This window comes from Pseudoxanthomonas sacheonensis, assembly GCF_031455975.1.
In the GTDB taxonomy this organism is placed as follows: domain Bacteria; phylum Pseudomonadota; class Gammaproteobacteria; order Xanthomonadales; family Xanthomonadaceae; genus Pseudoxanthomonas_A; species Pseudoxanthomonas_A sacheonensis_A.
Genome location: NZ_JAVDTT010000001.1, coordinates 1574714 through 1593151 on the forward strand (window position 1 = coordinate 1574714; position 18438 = coordinate 1593151).

Annotated in this window: 7 protein-coding genes; all 7 read right to left on the bottom strand. The window is 60.2% G+C overall.

What is annotated here, in order from left to right:
• The gene (gene gspG, locus J2W94_RS07110) at window positions 1-429 is read right to left on the bottom strand and encodes a type II secretion system major pseudopilin GspG (RefSeq protein WP_310091489.1); all 429 of its coding nucleotides are present in this window, start codon (window positions 427-429) and stop codon (window positions 1-3) included.
• The gene (locus tag J2W94_RS07115) at window positions 426-4277 is read right to left on the bottom strand and encodes a hypothetical protein (protein ID WP_310091491.1); all 3852 of its coding nucleotides are present in this window, start codon (window positions 4275-4277) and stop codon (window positions 426-428) included. Before J2W94_RS07115 ends, gspG begins: the two co-directional genes overlap by 4 nt.
• Before the next feature lie 120 nt (window positions 4278-4397).
• Window positions 4398-4949 carry a hypothetical protein gene (locus tag J2W94_RS07120; protein WP_310091494.1) on the bottom strand — a complete coding sequence of 184 codons (552 nt, stop codon included), beginning with the start codon at window positions 4947-4949 and terminating at the stop codon, window positions 4398-4400.
• Between the two features lie 14 nt (window positions 4950-4963).
• The gene (locus J2W94_RS07125) at window positions 4964-5554 is read right to left on the bottom strand and encodes a hypothetical protein (RefSeq protein WP_310091495.1); all 591 of its coding nucleotides are present in this window, start codon (window positions 5552-5554) and stop codon (window positions 4964-4966) included.
• Window positions 5555-5559: 5 nt separating this feature from the next.
• On the bottom strand, window positions 5560-10515 hold the full coding sequence (locus J2W94_RS07130; RefSeq protein WP_310091498.1) for an RHS repeat-associated core domain-containing protein: 4956 nt from the start codon (window positions 10513-10515) through the stop codon (window positions 5560-5562).
• Between the two features lie 26 nt (window positions 10516-10541).
• Window positions 10542-16910 (bottom strand): Ig-like domain-containing protein, encoded by a 6369-nt coding sequence (locus tag J2W94_RS07135; protein WP_310091500.1) that lies wholly within the window; start codon window positions 16908-16910, stop codon window positions 10542-10544.
• Between the two features lie 103 nt (window positions 16911-17013).
• Window positions 17014-18438: hypothetical protein (locus J2W94_RS07140; RefSeq protein WP_310091502.1), on the bottom strand; the 1425-nt coding region annotated here is incomplete at its 5' end.

Sequence of the window (18438 nt, forward strand, 5' to 3'; positions counted from 1 at the left end):
TTACTGCCCACCTGCTCCGATATCGGCTTCTTCGCCCTGCCCGCCGGGCTTGCCGTCCTTGCCATAGGAAAACAGGTCGTAATCGCCATCAGCGCCGGGAGTGCGGTACACGTACCCGTTGCCCCATGGATCGAGCGGTGCTTGTTTCTGCAGATAGGGGCCATTCCATTTGTCTTCGGCATCGGGCTTGACGGTCAGCGCACTCAAGCCCTGTTCTGTCGCCGGAAAATGGCCGGTGTCCATTCGATAGGTATCGATAGCCTTGCGCAGCGCGTCGATCTGGCTCATGGCTGCGGTGCGCTCGGACTTACCGATCTGCTGGAAGTAGCGCGGCGCCACCAATGCGACTAGCAGGCCGATGATGACCACCACCACCAGCAGTTCCATCAGGGTGAAGCCACCTGATTTGCAGCGGATGCTCCGTTTCATAATGAGGACGGCTCCAGTTGCCATACGACCTCAGGTCGTTCGATCGTCACGTCCGAAGTGCTACGGAGGATGAGTTCGGAAGCGCTTACCGTGACCCCGTTCTGTTCTGTTGAGCCAAAGTATATTTGTGGGGCAACGATCGTAAAACCTTGCGCGCTGAGTGCAGTACCTATTGCCCAAAAAATAGCCCGTCCATTGTTGGAGAGCACAACCTTATAGTGGTAGTCCCACTGACCGTCCTGTTGTTGTTCCTTACGTGTCAGGATGTAGTCCGACACGCTCAGCCCGACACCCGAACTCGTATCCTGGTCGCGCACCACGCCAGAGAAGGATTGCGCAGGCAAACCGTTGTAGTCTGGATCCAAGCTCACTGCCTTGCCCAAAGTCACCGCGAAGCTCTGGTCACCATCCACCGAATTGTCTTTCACGGCGATCACCTTGATCGGCTGCGGCGTCGACCAGTTATCGGGCGTGAATCTGAGCTCGCCTGATGCGGTCACGTGGTTGAATAGGCTAGTCTGCACGTAAGCTTCGGACGAGTCGTTCGACGTGACCGATATGACCACGTCTTTGGTGGGCGCCCTTCCGAGCACTACCGAAATATGTCCGATATCCGTCCCTTCCCTCAAGTCGAGACTCGGGCTTGCAGTCGTTTGCAAAACGCCCTGTTGCGGATTGGTAGGTACCACCAGAGAGCCCGACGCGTACGAACGGGACAGGCCCTTGTCGTCGTAGATGACAGAGTAGACGTAGTACACCCCTGCAGACAGTCCTGCCAAATCCCAGACGTAGCTGCCCATCCAGCCGACATCTTGGATCCCGTCGATAATTTTGGTACCCGCGAAACCAGAACCGATCTGATCGTAATAGAGGGCAACCGTCGGCTCGATACTGTAATAGCCGGTACCCATCCATCGGATGTTTAGATCGCCATCGCGCGCGTCCCGGGCATTGCCTAAACCGCTCATGTACAGGATGGGTGCAACGTAGGTACCCGTGCTGACGAACAGTACGCTAGTCGTCGACCAGGCGCTGGCGTTATTGCTGGCATCCTCGGCACGCACGCGCCAGTAGTGCGTGGTCTTGTCGACCAGGGACGTAGTGGGTTGCCAGGTGCCTGTGTTGCTGGTGCCGGAGGCGACCAGGTTGGTCAACGCCGCGTCGCGGTACACCTCGAAGCGGTAGTGCACCTCGTCGTCTTCGGGATCGATCGACGGATGCACCTCGAACATCGGGGTCAAAGTGGCTGCCCAGGCCCGGTCGCCAGGGTTCGCAACTACTGGTGTAGTTGGCGCGTCATTACTGGCATCCAGGACGAAGTCGCCCACCACCCAGCCGCTATCGGCGCGGCCGTCGCTCGCCTTGGCGCGCCAGTAGTAGTGCTCGTTCTCCGTCAGCCCGGTCACCTGCCAACCGGTAATGCCGCTGCTGTCCGCGGGGATCGCACCCGACGACTGCCGATTGGACGAGTCGAAAGTGTTGACTGTGTCGATCTCGAACACGTAGCGCATCACGTCGCCATCGGCATCGGTGGCGTTATTGACGCGTAGAAGGGCGGCACCTGGAGTCGTTACATCGGATCCCGGCGCCGGGCTGACGATGGTCGGCTCTGTCGGCGCCTGGTTGCCCGTAGACACACGGAAGCTACGCGCCGGCGTTTGCGTTTGCGCGCCGTGCTCGTCCGTGGCGATACCGCGCCAGTAGTACGTGGCGTTGTTGGTCAGCGGAATGGCGACCGTCCACTGGGTCGTGCCTCCGGTATCGACGGGCATATCGGAGACGCCGTCGTGGCGCTCGGTCAAGGTCGAATCCGTGTATACCTCGAAGCCGTAGGTGACCGTGTCGCCATCTCGGTCGACCGCATTGGTGGCCGAAAGTACTGGCGTCAAGCTGTCGACATCGATGCCTGCCGCAGGCGCGGTCAGGTTGAAGCTTTCCGGCGCATCGTTAAACAGGTTGGCGAAGAAGGCGCCATTGGTCCATTCGCTGTTCACGCCGGCGGCGACACCACGCGCACGCCAGTAGTAATGGGTGTTGTCGTTGAGATCCTGTCCTGGCGTCCATGTCGTCGGTTGGCCTGCTGTCGTGTTCTCCGCGACGACGGCTTCTCCCAGCTTCTCGGTGAAGCCGGCGTCGGCATACAGTTCAAACTGCACCGATACGGTGGGATCGTTGCTGGCCTCGCCGGTCAGCACCTGGAACTGCGGACGCAGGCTGGCGATCTCGGCGCCCGGCAGCGGTGCGACGATCTGCGGAATCGCCGGGCCCGGCGGCGGCTCGAGCGATTCGACGCGGATCTTGGCCGAACGCGAGGCCGACAACGTGCCATCGCTGGCCAGGTAATTGACGAGGTAGCTGCCGGCTTGCCCAACTTCCGGCGTCCAGTCGAACACGCCTACGCCATCGCTCTGATCGTGGAACGTGGCGCCGGTAGGCAATGGCGCGGCGGACAGTACGACAGGCTTGCCCATGGGGCTGGAGGCTTCCACCAGGAATGAGATCTGCTCGTTTTCCTTGACCACGCGATCGGGAATGAACTGGAGGGCCGGTGGCCGGGGCACTTGGTCCAGATCCTTGAAAGCGACGTTGTAGCTACCCGGCGAATTGACGTCGAACACGTTGAACCAGTGTTCCCACTGCTGGGTGTCGGGATTCTTGGTTTTGGACAGCCAGACATTCTCCACGGCCATGGCCTTGGCGTCGGCGCGCAGCACGGGGCCCAGGGCTTTCTGGCCTTGGAATGGATCGGGCTTGCGGACGTAGAAGAACCCCTGCGACGGCGGCAGGTTCAACTGGTAGGCGCCGCTGGCCGTGGTCAGGACGGCTTCGGCGGAGCGATCGGTGACTGCATTGTCCTGGCCTTCGGATTCGTAAAGGCGATAGACCGAGCCTTCCACCGCCAGGAAGTCGCGCACCACATCGCGTCCCGGCAGATCCACGCGCACATCGCGTACCAGCAAATGGGCATTGGTGGCTTGCAGCAGTGAAGTCAACGCGCCGCCGAGTTCATCGGAATGGGTGAAGGTGGCGCTGAAGTCGACGAAGGTGCCGGCCAGGTTGCTCTCCATCTGCCAGCGCCCCATCTTGCTGCCGCTAGCCGGAATATTGCCGAAGTCGATCAGCAGTGAGCTGGTCGCAGGCACGTCTTGCACGTAGCTGCCCAGGATGACGAAGTTGATAGGCAGACCTTGCTGATTTCCGATAATACGGGGCTGGGCCGAGTTGATCTTGAGCTGCCGGGCCGCAGCGAAGCCACTATTCTTGACGCGTACGCCCAAGGTGTAGGGCTCGGGAGCTTCAATGGGAGTGGTGAACGGGTCGTCGGCAATAACGTCGCGAGTTAGGAAGTAATCCAAGGTCAGCGAGGGCAAGGGCTTGACGGTGATGGCATCGGGGTTGAGCTCCATCACATGGGTTTCGTTGCCGAACTTGTAGCGCAGCGTGGCGCCAATCAGGTAACGCTTGCCGAACGGGGTATTGCCGGCCGCACCCGGTGCGGGGATCAACAACCAATTGACGATCGCGGTGGCTTGAGCCGCCACCTGGCCGGTGCCGGAAACGTTGTCGATGTTCTGGGTCTGCGATTGCCTCAGGAAGAACTTCGCGGTCAGGTCATTGGGATCGGTAGTGATCGCAACTGCCGTACCGACCTCATCGGTGACGCGCACCTCCACGTTGACTTCGGTCAGTGGCGTAGTGGGCAACGAGTTGGTGATGCGCATCTCAGCATCGAACGCCTGGCGCTCCAGGGTGAGTTCCTGCTTGATCTCGATCTTGACCCGCGCGCAGACGGACTCCTGCGCGGCGACTGGCGCAATGGCCAAGCCGAGCAGACACAGTGCTACCACTGCCGCGCCAACGGACTTTCGTACGCCCCAATTCATCCTGTTACCCCTTTTATTCCTTCCCCAAGAGCCGCCTTGCAAGTCGGCCACGTTTCCTTCGATGTGAAGTTATTTCCAGCTATCTCATCCCGACTTGGATCGCCGGAATTCTATTTCGACCTCTTCCGGGGTCGGGTTTGCCTTAGCCTTCCCGTTGACATAAACGATCGGTATCCGGCCATTCATTACCGACATCACCTGTGAGACCTCTTCCTGCGACGAAAGATTGTTGTAGTTGGCGGATTCTGAATGGACATAACCGATATGACGGTCCGACAAGAAGCTGGCCAGCTTCCTGGCTCGCTGTGCGGCATCGGACGGGCAATTCTCGGGAGCGAATATCACGATTCCTTGCGAGGGCATTCCATCTGGCATCGGGATAGAAACGAATCCAGTTGAACCCACTCGCTGTGTTGCACCATCGACTCGCTTTCTAATTCCATCCAACACTCCGAACTTCCAGAGCGCAGTCGCCACGACTAAAAGTACTAGCGAAGCAATTAGCTTTAATGCATTCATATCCGACCTATTCACTACGGAAAACTCACCCATATCAATCCTCTCGCAAACAGCAAGACAAGGGATATGCAAAATATCGGATTGCCAGAGCCTGCTTTCAACCGAGAATGAACCCATGTCGTTCGAATCAATTAGAGAGACAGCTCTCGAAATGAGATGTATCCAGTTTCAATCCTAGCCTCGATTTGTTTTTTGTAACCATCAGAAACAACTATGTTCGAGATACCGGGCCAATCTGCCAGCCGAAATGCCGTCACTCCAGATGGGATATCGTCCCAGCGCAGCGCGGGCTCTAGGAACATTCGTCCTCTCGGGTCATGCCAAGGTCGAAGATCAGCATCATCTGGCCATCGATCTATTCTTGATTTCTCAAAGTCAACAATGCTTAGTGCGCAAGCTGGGCGAAAAATATTGAACCGCCGGTCAGTTTCTCGCTCAAGAAGCCGCACAGCTTCAATCTCTTTGTCAAAATGCAGATCGGTCACCTCACTGGAAATTGCCAGTATTCTGGTTGTATGTATGAATTGTATTGGTGCGGGCTTCCCGCGCCTCAAGAATTCACAATAATAGTGGTCCTCATCACAACGCTCTTTGCCATAGGCAATTTCATTGCTTACATCGATACCATCGGCATTAAAAACGGAATCTTTAAGAAGTTCTTTGCCGCTCCACTTCTTGTCGGATCCGTCCTCGGTAAGAAGGAAGAGCTTCTTCTTCGTCACGATCGCTATCTCCAATTTCCGGTGGCCGAATCATGCATCGGCGTTCCAGGCGTTGCTGTTTCCTGGCGAATTCTTTCAAGTTCATCCCTAAACGCACCTGGCCCATTCCTATCTGCATCTCTCAGCCGGTCAAGTGTCTGTTGATTCATCTCCGGATTGTGTGGGCCTTGGTGACCTGGTAAATCGAGTCTGTTTAATGGATCGTTTAACACATCCTTTCGGCTATTTCCATTCTTGAATTTTCCGAGCCCGTTTTTCTCGAATAGATCACGAAACTTGTCCGAGTACTTCTTGTTTTTGTTGGTGCAAACATGGTGAACAGCGTTATGAGCTAGCACGCCATCCGCTCCGACAAAGAACGTATGTGCATTGCTTATTTCTAGGTTGTAGACCGGGATTGTTTCTTGGCGCAGTTCAACCTCATCAATCCCGACCGGCCGCAAGTTTCCGTCCGGCCCCTTGATATCGAGTTGACCGCCCGCTTGCAGCAATTGCGCCGCCCGCCACCCCGTCGGCGTATGCAGCGGATGCCCGCCCGTCACTTCCAGCTTCTCGCCGCTGGCCAGCGTCAATGTCACGATCGTCTGCTCGTGATGCGACAGGATCAGATCGGTCACCTCCTCGATCTGTGTCTCATCCTTCCACTCCGCGTACGCCAGCACTTTATCGCCCGGCCGCAGATCGGCGATGCGCTTCAGACCTTCCGGCGTCGCCACCTCGGTATCGGCCGTAAAGCTGTTGAGCATGCCTGCCGCAGCGCCCGCCAAAGAACCCAGCATTCCCCTGAACTTACAAGGCACCTTGATCGGCACAAGACTCCACAGGCACTCCTTCAAACAGTCGCTGACATCGATGTTGCAAGGGTTACGGATTAAGTCGATTGCCGCATCAACCGCGGCACATTCCAGCAAACAGGTGCTGTAGCGCCAGAAGGCCCATCTCGCTGCGGCGCCGGCGGCCGGCAGGATTTCACCGGTCGGGTCGATGTTGTTGGTCGGCGAGTGACCAACGTAGGCGTAGAAGTTGCTCGATGACTCCAGCCTCAGCGGATCCTCGGTGACGTAACGCCCGCTGTCGGGCTCGTAATAGCGCCGCAGGTTGTAGTGCAGTGCCGTTTCCAGGTCCAGGTATTGGCCCGGGAATCGCCATGGCTGCACGATCTGCGCGCCAGCAGCGACCTTGGCCGTGCCGAACGCGGTGTAGTCGCTGGCCGACCACACCACTACTCCATCACGGTTGGTCACACGCCATGGCGTGCCCAAGTGGTCGTTGTGATAATAGAAGTAGCCGGCACCGGTGTGCTGAAATAGCGGTGCGGTCGCGTACTCGCCTTCCGGATGCCAACCATAGCTGCGCATCACACTTCCGCTTGCATCGACCTCAGCCAGCAAGCCTTCTTCGCCGTGCAAATACAGCGTCTTGCCGATAGCCGTGCCGTTGCGGGCGACCAGCACCTCCTTCGCCAACCGCTGGTCGAACGGATCGTAGGCGTAAGTGGCGACTACCGCATCGGCCCCATCGCGCACTTCGACCAGGCGGTTGAAGGCATCGTAGGCATAGCGCGTGGTGCGCACTGGCTCGGCCAGGTTGGCGTCAACCTTGCGGATCAGGTTGCCGGCACCATCGTAGTCGTAGCTGACCTGGCCCCGGCGTTGCAGCCTATTTGCGGCGTCGTATTCCCAGGTGCCGCTAACCAGGCTGTGCTGCTCGCGGTTGCCCGCTGCATCGATTACATAGGTTTCGCTGGTGCCGCCGGCGAACGCCGGATCGGCCTCAACCAGTCGCACCGCCTCATCGTATTCGTAACGCGTGGCCTTGCCGTCAGCGCTGCGTTCTGTCAGCTCGCGCAGCTTGCCGAATCGGTTCTCCAATTCGAATAACACCGCCTGACCAGGGCTCTTCACCCGTAACCGGGTCAATCCCATCAGGCCATCGCGGTCCATCTCCTGCACCGTGCCGCCGGGCAGGACGATCTTCTTTGGTGCCAGCCAGTTCCACTCGGTGGCGCTGATCGAACCCTCGCCCGGGATGTCAATGCGCTCTAGTTGGCCGTTGCCGTCGTAGCTGTAGGTCAGCGTTACCCCATCCGGACCGGTGTAGGTCTTTACCTGATCATTCGGATGGTAGGTGTAGCCCCGCGACAACGTGACGCCATCGACGGTAACCGCTTCACTGAGCAGTCGGTCGGCATCATCGTAAGTCAGCGTGCCGCTGGCGCGGTCGCTGGTCCAGCCCGTCAAATTGTCGGCCGCATCCCACTGGAAGGTCTGGGTCTGTTCCAGCGCTCCGTCGGTAGCGCGGTAACCCTGCTGCTGCACCAGCCTGCCGGCGGGATCGTACTGGCTGACGATCTTCGCGCCATTCGGTCGCTGCACTTCGGTCAGATTTCCCGCATCGTCATAGACATAACGCGTGACCTGACCGAGCGCATTGGTTTCGCTGGTCAACAGGCCACGGCCATTGTAAGTCATGCGCATGACCTGGTTCTTCTCATCGGTCACGCTAACCAGGTTTCCACGGTGGTCGTAACCCATCCGAACGGTGCCGCCTAGTGCATCGATCACCGCCACGGCACGCCCCAACGCATCGTACTCGGTACTTTGCGTGTGGCCATTGGGGTCGGTCAGCGTTCTCAGCAATCCACGCCTGTCGTAACTGGCGCCAATCGTCAACGAGTCGTCGGCCAGGAGGTCGGTTTGCTGTGTCGGCCGCTTGCGCTCGTCGAAGCGCATCAACCGCTGAAAGGTCGGATAGCTGATCTTGCCCGGTTGACGACCACCACGGTCGACGCCATCGCCTTCCGCATAATCCAACAGACTCTGATAGTTCTCGCCGTCGACTACACTGATCAGGCGGCCGGTACTGTCATAAGACAAGGTGGAACTCTGCCCGGACGCATCGGTACGCGAAACCAAGCGGCCAGCCTGGTCGTATTGGTCTAAGAACGTATTGCCATAGGGATTTTTTATACTGGCATCGCGGCCTGCTGCGTCGTAGCTGAACTGCGTGGTCTTGCCCCGCGCGTCCGTCACGCTGGACTGCAGGCCAGTGGGATCGTAGGCGTAGGTGACGGCATGCTGGTTCGGATCGGTTTCACTCAGCACGTTGCCATGGGCATCATAGGTATAGGTCCACGCTTTGCTCAACGGATCGGTAACCTCGATGACGTTGCCCAAATTGTCGTACTCGAACTCCCAGCGCTTTCCCTCGCCATCGAGCAGCGTCGCGATATTGCCGTTATCATCGCGGGTGAGGCGGACTTCTGCGTCGTTGTCGGTCGAGCCATCGGGATTGGTGCCGCCCTTTCGGCGCGTCAGTTCCACTTCGCCGCGACCGTTGTAGATGTATTCGGTAACCTGCTCCTCGGGCTTGCCCACCGCAGCCTTTACATCAAGCAGGTTGCCGCGCCCGTCCCAACGGTAACGCCACACCGTGCCCGCCTCATCCGTGAATTCGCGGATATCAGTGGATCCGGCTTCGTACGTGTAACTCTGCGAACTGCCATCGGCATAGGTAATTCGCGTGATCTCGTCGAAGTTGTCGCGCTGCACCGTAGTGCTGCCGGTTCGTTCGTCGACGAACGTCAGCGTGCGACCGCTACCGGTCGCCGACATCACCGTCTTACCGTTGATCTCGCGCAGGACCGGCCGGCCTTCCTGGTCGAAACGGACCGTCTCGATCTTCTGCCCGGCATCGGTCTGCGGATAACGGACAGTGGTGCTGAACTCCTTCTTCAGCTTGTCGTATGCGTAGTCGAACCGGGTTTCGCCCCCATCCGGCGCCTTGATCCGCGCGACTCGCTGGGTAACGCCGTAGCCGATCTCCGTCGCCCGGCCCGCCGCATCGATCACCTTCGTGACCTTGTTGCGCAGGTCCACACTCATCCGGAGAGCATCGCCACTGGAGCTACCGGTGGATCCGTAGATTGATCCACCATATTCGACGGCCTCGTTGCTTATACCGCCGTACTCGAACGTGGTCGTGTTACCCCGCGCGTCGACTACATGACGCAACCTGCCTTGCCCATCGTAGTCGTAACGCACGTTCCGCACGCTGCCGTCTACCGGAGTATGGTCACGCACCTCTCTGACGAACTTGCCATCGTCCGCGTACAGGAGGGTGAGTACGGTACGACCGTTGTCGTCGAGTACTCGCTCCACCTGCCCGTGCGAGCCATACTGGAACCACACCCGCACATTGTTGCGATCGCCGTAGCTGCTGATTCGCCCGAGTTGGTCGTACTCGATCCATTGCCCGGAGCGGTCGATCCAGCGAAAGCCGTTGACCAGTGTCGTCGGCACTCCCCCAGCTCCCGGCTTGCCTGCGGCCGGATGCGCATCCGATCCGTTGCTGGCAGGCAAGGTCGGTACCGACATCGGCCGGACGACGAAGCGTGGATGGTCGCTACTGACCCATGAAGTGCCGTCGCTGCTGCGGGAAAAACCCACACCCTTGCGCGCCACGAATTCGGTCGAATACGGGTCAGATAGAGCCTGCCCATCCGCACCGCGGCCGAAGAGCGGATCGTTGGGGATCCGCGCTTCCTCGATGCCGTCGAGGAATTCCCGCGCCGCCACGCTTGCAGTGGCCGTGTTGTCACAGCTGCTGATCCCATCGATGCTGGTGCAACTCAGGAAGGTGCCTATCGACGCATAACTGCCCTGGTTGTACGAGGGCCGCGCCAAGCCTGACCACTGCCTGTTGAACACCCAGTACTTGCCGTCATAGTCGCGGTTGATGCGCACATAGCCGCCCGGCACCTTTACTTCAAGATCATCCTGCTCAATGAAGAAATCGCCATTGCGGTTGCCGAGCCCCATCCAGCCATTGCCGCCTAGCGGGAACTGTGTCTGGGCGCACAGCAAACCCGGGATTAGGAGCAATCCGAAGAGCAGCCATCCACGTGCAGCGCGGGCAAGACCCACGCCACTCGCAATACAGGTATTTCGGTGCCACGACATCAACGCACTCCCGATAGGTCCCACGATCATTCCCCGCCCTCTTTGCCGTCTTCCTTGCCGCCTGGGTCGTCGCAATCGCCACTGCCCTTGGCGCAAAGCGGTATGCCCGGCAGGCTGCCATATCCAGGACCACCCGACCCACCCCAGCCGCCACCGCCAGCTCCACCCGACCCGGATGGTGCAGGGGTGCCGACAGGACACGCGGAGCGATCCATGAAGAACCAGTTGGCGCTTGATCCGCAATTGCTGCTTTCCTGACCATTGGCGCAGATGTATTTGCATGCCACGGGATAGCGAGCGGTGTAGGTGTAGCAGCCCGGTTGTCCGCTGACGCTGCCGCCCGGGTTCTGACCGGATCCGTCGCCATTGCCCTGACCGGCCTCGATACCGCCGCCGGTGCCGTCGCCACCATCTCCACCATCGCCGCCGTTACCAGATTCACCCCCAGAACCACCATCGGGCGGGGTTTCATAGAAACCATAAGGGCGCAACGCGATCACGCGATACGGTAAACGCACGCGCTGCTTGGCCTCCAGGCTGGCAGGCGGCTGCGTCAAGAACTCGAACTTGTAGTACTGATCCGCTCCCGGTGGGCGCGCCACCACGTTATCGGCACGGATCAGACCGTAGTTGGTCAACACCAACTCGCCCTGGAACACCTCACCTGGTGCCATCTTCGGCAGGTTGATACTGGTCGGCTGCATTACCACTACCGGCGCCGGCACGTCGGTCTCGAAAGTCGCATTGAGGGTGATCTCGTAGCGGTCTTCGATGGTGACTTCGCGCACCGACCACTCCACGTTGATCAGCGTGTACTCGAGGAAAATGGACTGGTTGCTGGTGACCCCTGGCTTGATCGACAGGCGACCGGAAGCTTCCTGGTGGTTTGAGGCACTGGCCCTGAACTTGTAGCTGCCGGCCGGCAGATTCTGGAAGAACGCCTCGCCAAACGAATCGGTGGTCAGCTCGTAGTTCTGGCTGATCACGCTTTCGTTCTGCAGCGTCACTCGCGCACCGGCCAAGCCCGGAATCAGATTGCCGTTCTTGTCGCGCGTGGCCGTGTAGATATCCGCGGCCTTGAACAGCACGCTGCCCTGTCCCGACTGCGTCACGGAGACGAAGACGTTGACGTTCTCGGGCGTGAGATTATCGCCGCTAACGCGGAGTTTGAACGGATACACGCCCTCGTTCACCTGTGCGCCGGGCGCGATATTCAAATCGACGCTACGCTTCTCGCCGATCGCGATGTTGCCCAGTACCGGGTTTGACGCCAGCGTGATCCAGGCCGGGGCCGGACCGCCGCTCTCATCGAGCAACGCCAGAGACACGTTGTTCATGGCAACGAAGCCCTTGTTCTCGATGACGACGTTCTCGATCGTCGACTGGCCTTGCGCCAGACCTGCCTCCACGTAGCTGGGAGTGACGAAGAGCGCTGGGGTAGCCTCGGTCAGCGTGTAGTCCACGTTGAGCAAGGCCAAGGGTTGCGCGCCAGTCTCTTCCGCCAGCACGGCCAACACGATCCGGCCACTGGGCGCGGAGGTGTTATCGCCGGAAACGCTGACAGGCAGCGCCAGGTTTTGTTTGGAGACGATGGCCACTGGTGCGGCTGGCAATACCTTGATACCGGTCGCCAGCGACCCACTGGGCTGGAACTCGGGCAGATAGGCGATGCGCAAGCCGCTGGCCTGCGAGCCCGTACCCGCGATGGCTCGGTACTCGATGCGATAAGCGTAGTTGCGTGGCACCGTCAACTTGAACGTGGCTGGATTGACGTTGATCCGGTTGACGGTGAAGCGCGACTGATCCGGGCGGTCGGTCATGTCCGGATGGATCGCACCCACCTGATAAGTACCCGAATCGGTCAGGGTGGGCTTGAACACGTAACGGAAAGAGCCGTCCGCCGCGCTCATCACTTCCGCCATCCGCTCGAAGCCTTCCTGATTGATGGCCAGCTTCAGTGGGGCATTGGACACCGGCGCTTGCGTGGCGCGATCCAGTGCCCGGCCTTCGATGGTGATGTCCTGCTGTCCGTAAGACACTACCGGCTGCACATTGGTGATTTCGCCGTAGTAAGGCGTTTCGCTGAGCGACAGCGTGCGTTCGCTGCCCATGCCCGGGATGGAAATCTCATCGGGCTGGCCGGTGTTGTAACGCAGCTTGTCCACTTCGAGCCGCAGCTTGACCTGATCCGGGCTATTGGCCGGCACCGGCATCAAGAAGGCGTCGGACAGATAACGTTGACCGGCGCCGATGCGCGCTACGGTCTGTCCGCTGGCCAGCGTCACCACACCATTGCCGGTGACCTGCTGATAGGGAACGCTGCTGAGCAGATTGCCGTCGTTGTCCATCAGCTTCAGGCGCAGGTCGGTCGAGGCCTTGCTGCCGTTGCCGGTGGCGGTCAATAACTCCACCTCCACTTCGGACGTGTTCTCCACGCTTAAGCGCACCTTACCGCTGGCGCCGCGGATGAACTCTTCCGCATCCAGACCCACCACTAGCGCACTGTCCACCACCGACAGCTGCTTCTGCGTGCCGACACGGGCCAGTTCGCCTTCGTTGGGTGCGCTTTCGACGGTGAGCATGGCCGCGGCCGTGCCGGGCAAGTCCGGATAGCCGCCGACGATCACCGACGCCACGCGGGTTCCATTGGCAGCCAGCGCAAAGTCTTCGGACGCGAAGGTGCGTGCACCCAAGGCCAGGGTGACGCGAGCCGTGTTCAATGGGAGCGCGGAGAGGTTCGAAACCTGCACATTGAGGCGATTCATCACATTGCGCTTGAGCGGCAGGCCACTGACGATCTGCGCATTGACGTTGGGCATGACCAGCGTACGGGCCTGGCGCGCGCCGCCCTCGTCCACCGCCTCGACCGTGTAACGACGCTCGCCGCTGGTGAACCCGCTGTCGGTCAGCGTCATGGCCGTAGTGGGAGTAGCGGTGAGCTTGATCCGCGCATCGCCCTCGCCTACATAAACGTCATAGCCGATGGCGCCGTTGCCATTGGCGGTCCATGCCAGTACCGGCAATTCGGAACCGAGCTGTTGCACCTCCAAGCGCTTCACCGGCAACAGGCTGAAGTTCAAATACGGCGAATTGGAGATAGCGGACTCGTTGCCCGCGCTATCCACCGCGGTCACGGCATAGGCGTGTTCCAACTCGGAAGGCGATGCGTCTACCGCCTGGGTGACCTTGAGGCCCTGTTTTATGGGGGTCAGTCCAGTCACCGAAGTGATCGCCTCGCCGGCGGCTCTATAGAGCCGGTAGCTGGCGGGGGCTGTGCCCACCGGCGGCTGCCAGGTGGCGAGCACACCCTGGCTGGTCAACGAAAGCTCCAGATTCTGCGGCGCGCCCGGCGCGGTGCGGCTGGTGGTGACTTCGATTACGGAGGACTCGCCGCTCTGCGTTTCCTGGCCATTGGAAGTGCGAACCGAGGCGACCGAGTAACGGTACAAGCCGTCCACCGCAGTCTGGTCCGTCGCGCTTGCCGAGGTGCTGCGGCTCAGCGGCGTACGCTGATCCTCACCCGGGGCTTGGCGGTAGAGCTGATAGGCGCTGGCGCCCTCTACCGCTTGCCATTGCAGGCCCACTCGGCCGCCGGGAAGCGCACTTGCCTGGAGTCCCAAGGGAACATTCAAAGCAGGCAGCTCGCCCTGATAGACCTGGAATTCATTGCTTATGCGGATCAGGTTGGACAGATTGCCCAAGCCATCGCGGGAAACGTGGCTGAACTGCAGGCGCTCCGGCGCGCTTTGACCGGCATCCAGCGGCAGGTCGAAGACGACGCGCCATTCGTCCGCCGCAAGCCGTTGCGGCGACGCGATCACGACGGGAGTACGGCCCACCCCGGACAGCTGGTATTGCAGCGCAGGCGGCTGGGAATCGGCGAGCGGCTCATTGAACTTGAAAGTCACCGTGACCTGGCGGGACGTATCGACTTTGATGGGTGCAGCGGGAATCAACACGATTTCGTCGACTTCCGGACCTTGGGTGTCGATCGGCACCGTGGCGCCTTCCAGCACCTCGGTGCCGCGGTTGCCGATCAGGTCGCGTGCCGAGAACAAGGCGTTGGCGATGCCGACACCTGCCCCGGCGCCCAGGTTGAAAGCGCCCTGATAATGGGTGTCGTCCTGCTTGACCAGGTCGACGGGGATAGGCAACCCGCCCTCGGGCACCAGGCTCAAGTACGGTGCGCCGACCAAGGCTTCATTGACAGTGACCGTGACGGTGATCCGGCCTTGGCCGTAGATCCGGCCGGACGGTTCATAGGCACCGTCGGTCTGGTATTCGATCTTCTGCGCGAAGGGCGCGGTCTTGTCGACGGAAACGTTGACCTGATTGGTCGGCACACTGGGCGTGCCGGCCGAATTGACCGTCACTACGCGATAGAAGTACCGCCCATCGCTGAGGGGCACATCTTCATAAGTAGTGGTTGTCGCTGAAACGCGCGCCAGCTTGGTCGCTTCGCCGATCACGGTGAAATCGCTGGTTGCACGATAGATTTCATTGGCGACGACGTTCGGGTCGCTGGCGGCGGTCCATGCGAGGCGGATCTTGCCCGCGGCAAGGCTCGAGGCAGTCAGCGCACCCGGCGAGGCGGGAACGGTGACATCCAGCGTGACGTTGACACCGCCAGACAGCGCACTGGTGCCGTACTGATCCGTCACTGTGGCTTGAATCAAGTTCGCACCCGGCGCAAGGGAAACCGTCGCAAGGAAGCGGCCATCCGTACCTGCGGTCACCGCATCGCCGGCCGCCACGCCATTGAGCATCAGTTGAACGCTGCCGCCCGGCAGTGCATTGCCGGCTACTTGAAGCGCGGCGGTGCGTGTGGTCAACCCATTCTGGGGCTGGGTAAACGTGGGAGCGGCCGGAGCCGCGTGGGCGACAGTGATCGAGTATTCGATTGTGGAAAGGTTGCTAAGGGAATCGACGGCTCTAATGCCCAGCGTGTGCGGGCCGTTGGCAACGGTGTCGAGGTTCAGGAGAGCGGTGTAGTTGCCATTGCCCGACGCAGTGCCGACCACGGCGCCATTCATCAGCAGTTCGATGCGCGAGATCGCGCTGCGGTCGGTCGCGGAGAACGTAATTGGCGTGTTCTGCGCGAAAGTCGCACCGTTGGCCAACGGACTGCCTCCCGCCGCGACGTTGACGACTTGCGGACCTTCGGTATCGGGCAACGGAGGCGCCCGCGAGATGGTCACATCGACGCTTTGCTCGCTGGTGCGGTCCGCTTCGTCGGTGGCCACGGCGCGGATCGTGTAGGTGCCTTCGGCCACCGCGTTCGTGTCCCAGTTGTAGGTGTAAGGTGCGGAGGTCTTGGTGACCAGCAGTTGTTGGTCGCGATACAGCCTGACCTGTTTGATGCCCGATCCATCGGTGGCGGTGGCTTCGATAACGATGGGTTCGCTGATGAAGCTGCCTGAAGCCGGGTTGGTCAAGGTGACGATCGGGGCGGCGCTATCGATCAACACGCCACCCGTAAGCGTCGCGGAAACGACGGTTCCGCTGGCATTGCGGAACTGGGCGGAGAGGGTCTTACGGCCATCGCCCGGAGAAACCGGGAAATCGAGGGTCGTGCGGCCACTGGCTAGCGCGACGAAGGGCACGCCCGCGAAGGCACCGTTCTCGGCAATGCGGTATTCGGTTGCATTCACGCAAGACAACTGAAGGGCGACCAGACTTTGCTCGAAGTACGGAGCCGGTGCGACGAGCACGATGCTGGGATTGAGCAATGGAGCGCTAAGAAGATGGCTTCCGTAGTTCACCCCAGCCGATACGGAATCGCCCTGCCCGGCCGGGTTCGCGATGATGTCTTTGGGTCCGGTGGAATGCCCCCACCAGTTCCCGGTCGCTGTCACTAACGTGGCCGGCGTGTTGTTGAGAACCGCGTACTCGCTGTTCGTTGAGAACTGGGTAGCTGCGATTGAAGGCTTGCTGCTGTTATTGAGTTCCAGACCGATGCGGTTGCGCAGGAAGCTGGATCCTTCGATTGCCGGCGACGCGCCATCGAGAAGGCGCATCCCTATCCCGCTGTCGGTCACTTGCACGTAGCGCAAGCTTGGATTCACGCCACGCACGGTGACCGCAGCTTCGGTCTTGTCGCCAACCGTAGGGCCCGCATAGCGGACAGCCAGATCTTCCAGCGTCAGAGCTCCGTATGTAGCCGAAGACTTTTCCAGTCTGAAGCCATTCCAATCCCCCACCGCAGCGCTTTGTGCCGCGGCCTCGACCTGGCCGCCCGTCTGGTCGTCCTTCTGGCTGGTGAGGATGATGCCCTTGCCAGCCACCACCTTGTCGCGCACTACCAGCTGGGCCTGATCGCCGAACTTCACCACCACGCCTTCGTCGACAATCAGCTCGGCCGATTGTCCTGAAAGCGACGCGGCCGCAGCTAGCACGCCTACCGCTGTCGCGTACAAAGACGTTCTGGAGAAGCTGCGCGCTGGTCGCGTCGACTTCACCGGAGAGGCTAGATTCGCTCCATGCATGGTCATCACTGCCTCAGGGTGTAATCGTGATCGTGCCGCTGGTCGCGCTCTGTGTTTCCGAGCTACTGGCGGTGACGGTGGTGGTGCCGGGAGCGACACCGGTGAGGTTCACTAATGCCGAGAATCTGTCTCCGGCCGCGATTGGCGTCGCGGCATGAACTGTGGCTACGCCAGGTGCGCTGCTGGTCAGGTTAACGACCAGGCTGGAGCTGACCGTCTCGTTACCGGCATAGACTGCCCCGGGAACTCTCGGATAAACGCTGAAATTGTCGTTCATCCCCGCTTTGGTGCTGGCAGACAACCCATTGAATAACAACTCTGCAAGCACGGTCGTCACCGGAACGTCTGGTGATGGGAGATAACCTGTTGCAGTGCTGGTGACCGTAGTGGTGCCTAGTCCGACACCGCTCACGTAGAAGTAAGACGAACTAGTATTGGCCGGAATAGTGACTGTCGCAGGAACTGAACAGACTGCGGTGGAACTGCAGGTTAAGTTAACGACCAGTGGTAGTACTCCGTTGAAAGCTTGTCCGTTCGCCGTGCGCTCGACGTACACCTCGTTCACATATGAATTCATTCCCTTGCCAACGATGACTTTCGGTTGGCCGTTCGCATTGAGGATGCGCAATGCAGGTGCACTGACGGTCTGCACCGTAGACGTGCCGGTGGCAATGCCAGTCGCGGTTGCTTGAACCTTGTAGCTACCCGCTGCGGTCGGACTTCCCACATAGACATAGTCGCTGTAGGCACCGCCGTAGTCGCCGCGGGCCGGCACCACGACCTGGGTGATCGCAGAACCACCGGTCAGTGCACTGTAGAACCCATCGACAATGTCGGCGGGGCTGGCTTCCACCCTGGCTAGGTCAAACGGCAGATTAGTAGCAGCCGTTTCATTGCCTTGGTAAACCGTTCCTGGGACGTACAGGCGAACACGGAAGTTATCCCGCGCGTTGCCTATCGCACGATTCCCATCCAGCGACTCGATCGTTGCTATCGGTGCGACCACGCTCACCGTCAACTTGGTCACTGGCGATGTTGCACCCTCGGCTGAAGCGTCCACGGTCACCGGTGTGCCAGACGTCAGATCCACACCCGTGATCGGGAAAATGACCTCGCTTTCGTTGGCCGGGATCGTGACCGTCTCCGGGACCGTCAACTTGCTCGGATCATTGCTGGTCAGATTGACGACTAGCGGTGAGGCTCCATTGAACGCCTGTCCATTCGCAATGCGCTGAACCCGCACTTCATATGGATACGAGCGCATGCCCTTGCCGGCTACGGCGGTGGTTTGGTTGTTCGCATTGAAGATGCGCAACGTTGGAGCACTCACCGTCTGCACCGCCGACGTGCCGGTGGCAATGCCAGTCGCGGTTGCTTGAACCTTGTAGCTACCCGCTGCGGTCGGACTTCCCACATAGACATAGTCGCTGTAGGCACC

Coding starts and splice junctions, on each gene's coding strand:
- gspG (WP_310091489.1), bottom strand. CDS start 429: ATGAAACGGAGCATCCGCTGCAAATCAGGTGGCTTCACCCTGATGGAA.
- J2W94_RS07120 (WP_310091494.1), bottom strand. CDS start 4,949: ATGGGTTCATTCTCGGTTGAAAGCAGGCTCTGGCAATCCGATATTTTG.
- J2W94_RS07130 (WP_310091498.1), bottom strand. CDS start 10,515: ATGTCGTGGCACCGAAATACCTGTATTGCGAGTGGCGTGGGTCTTGCC.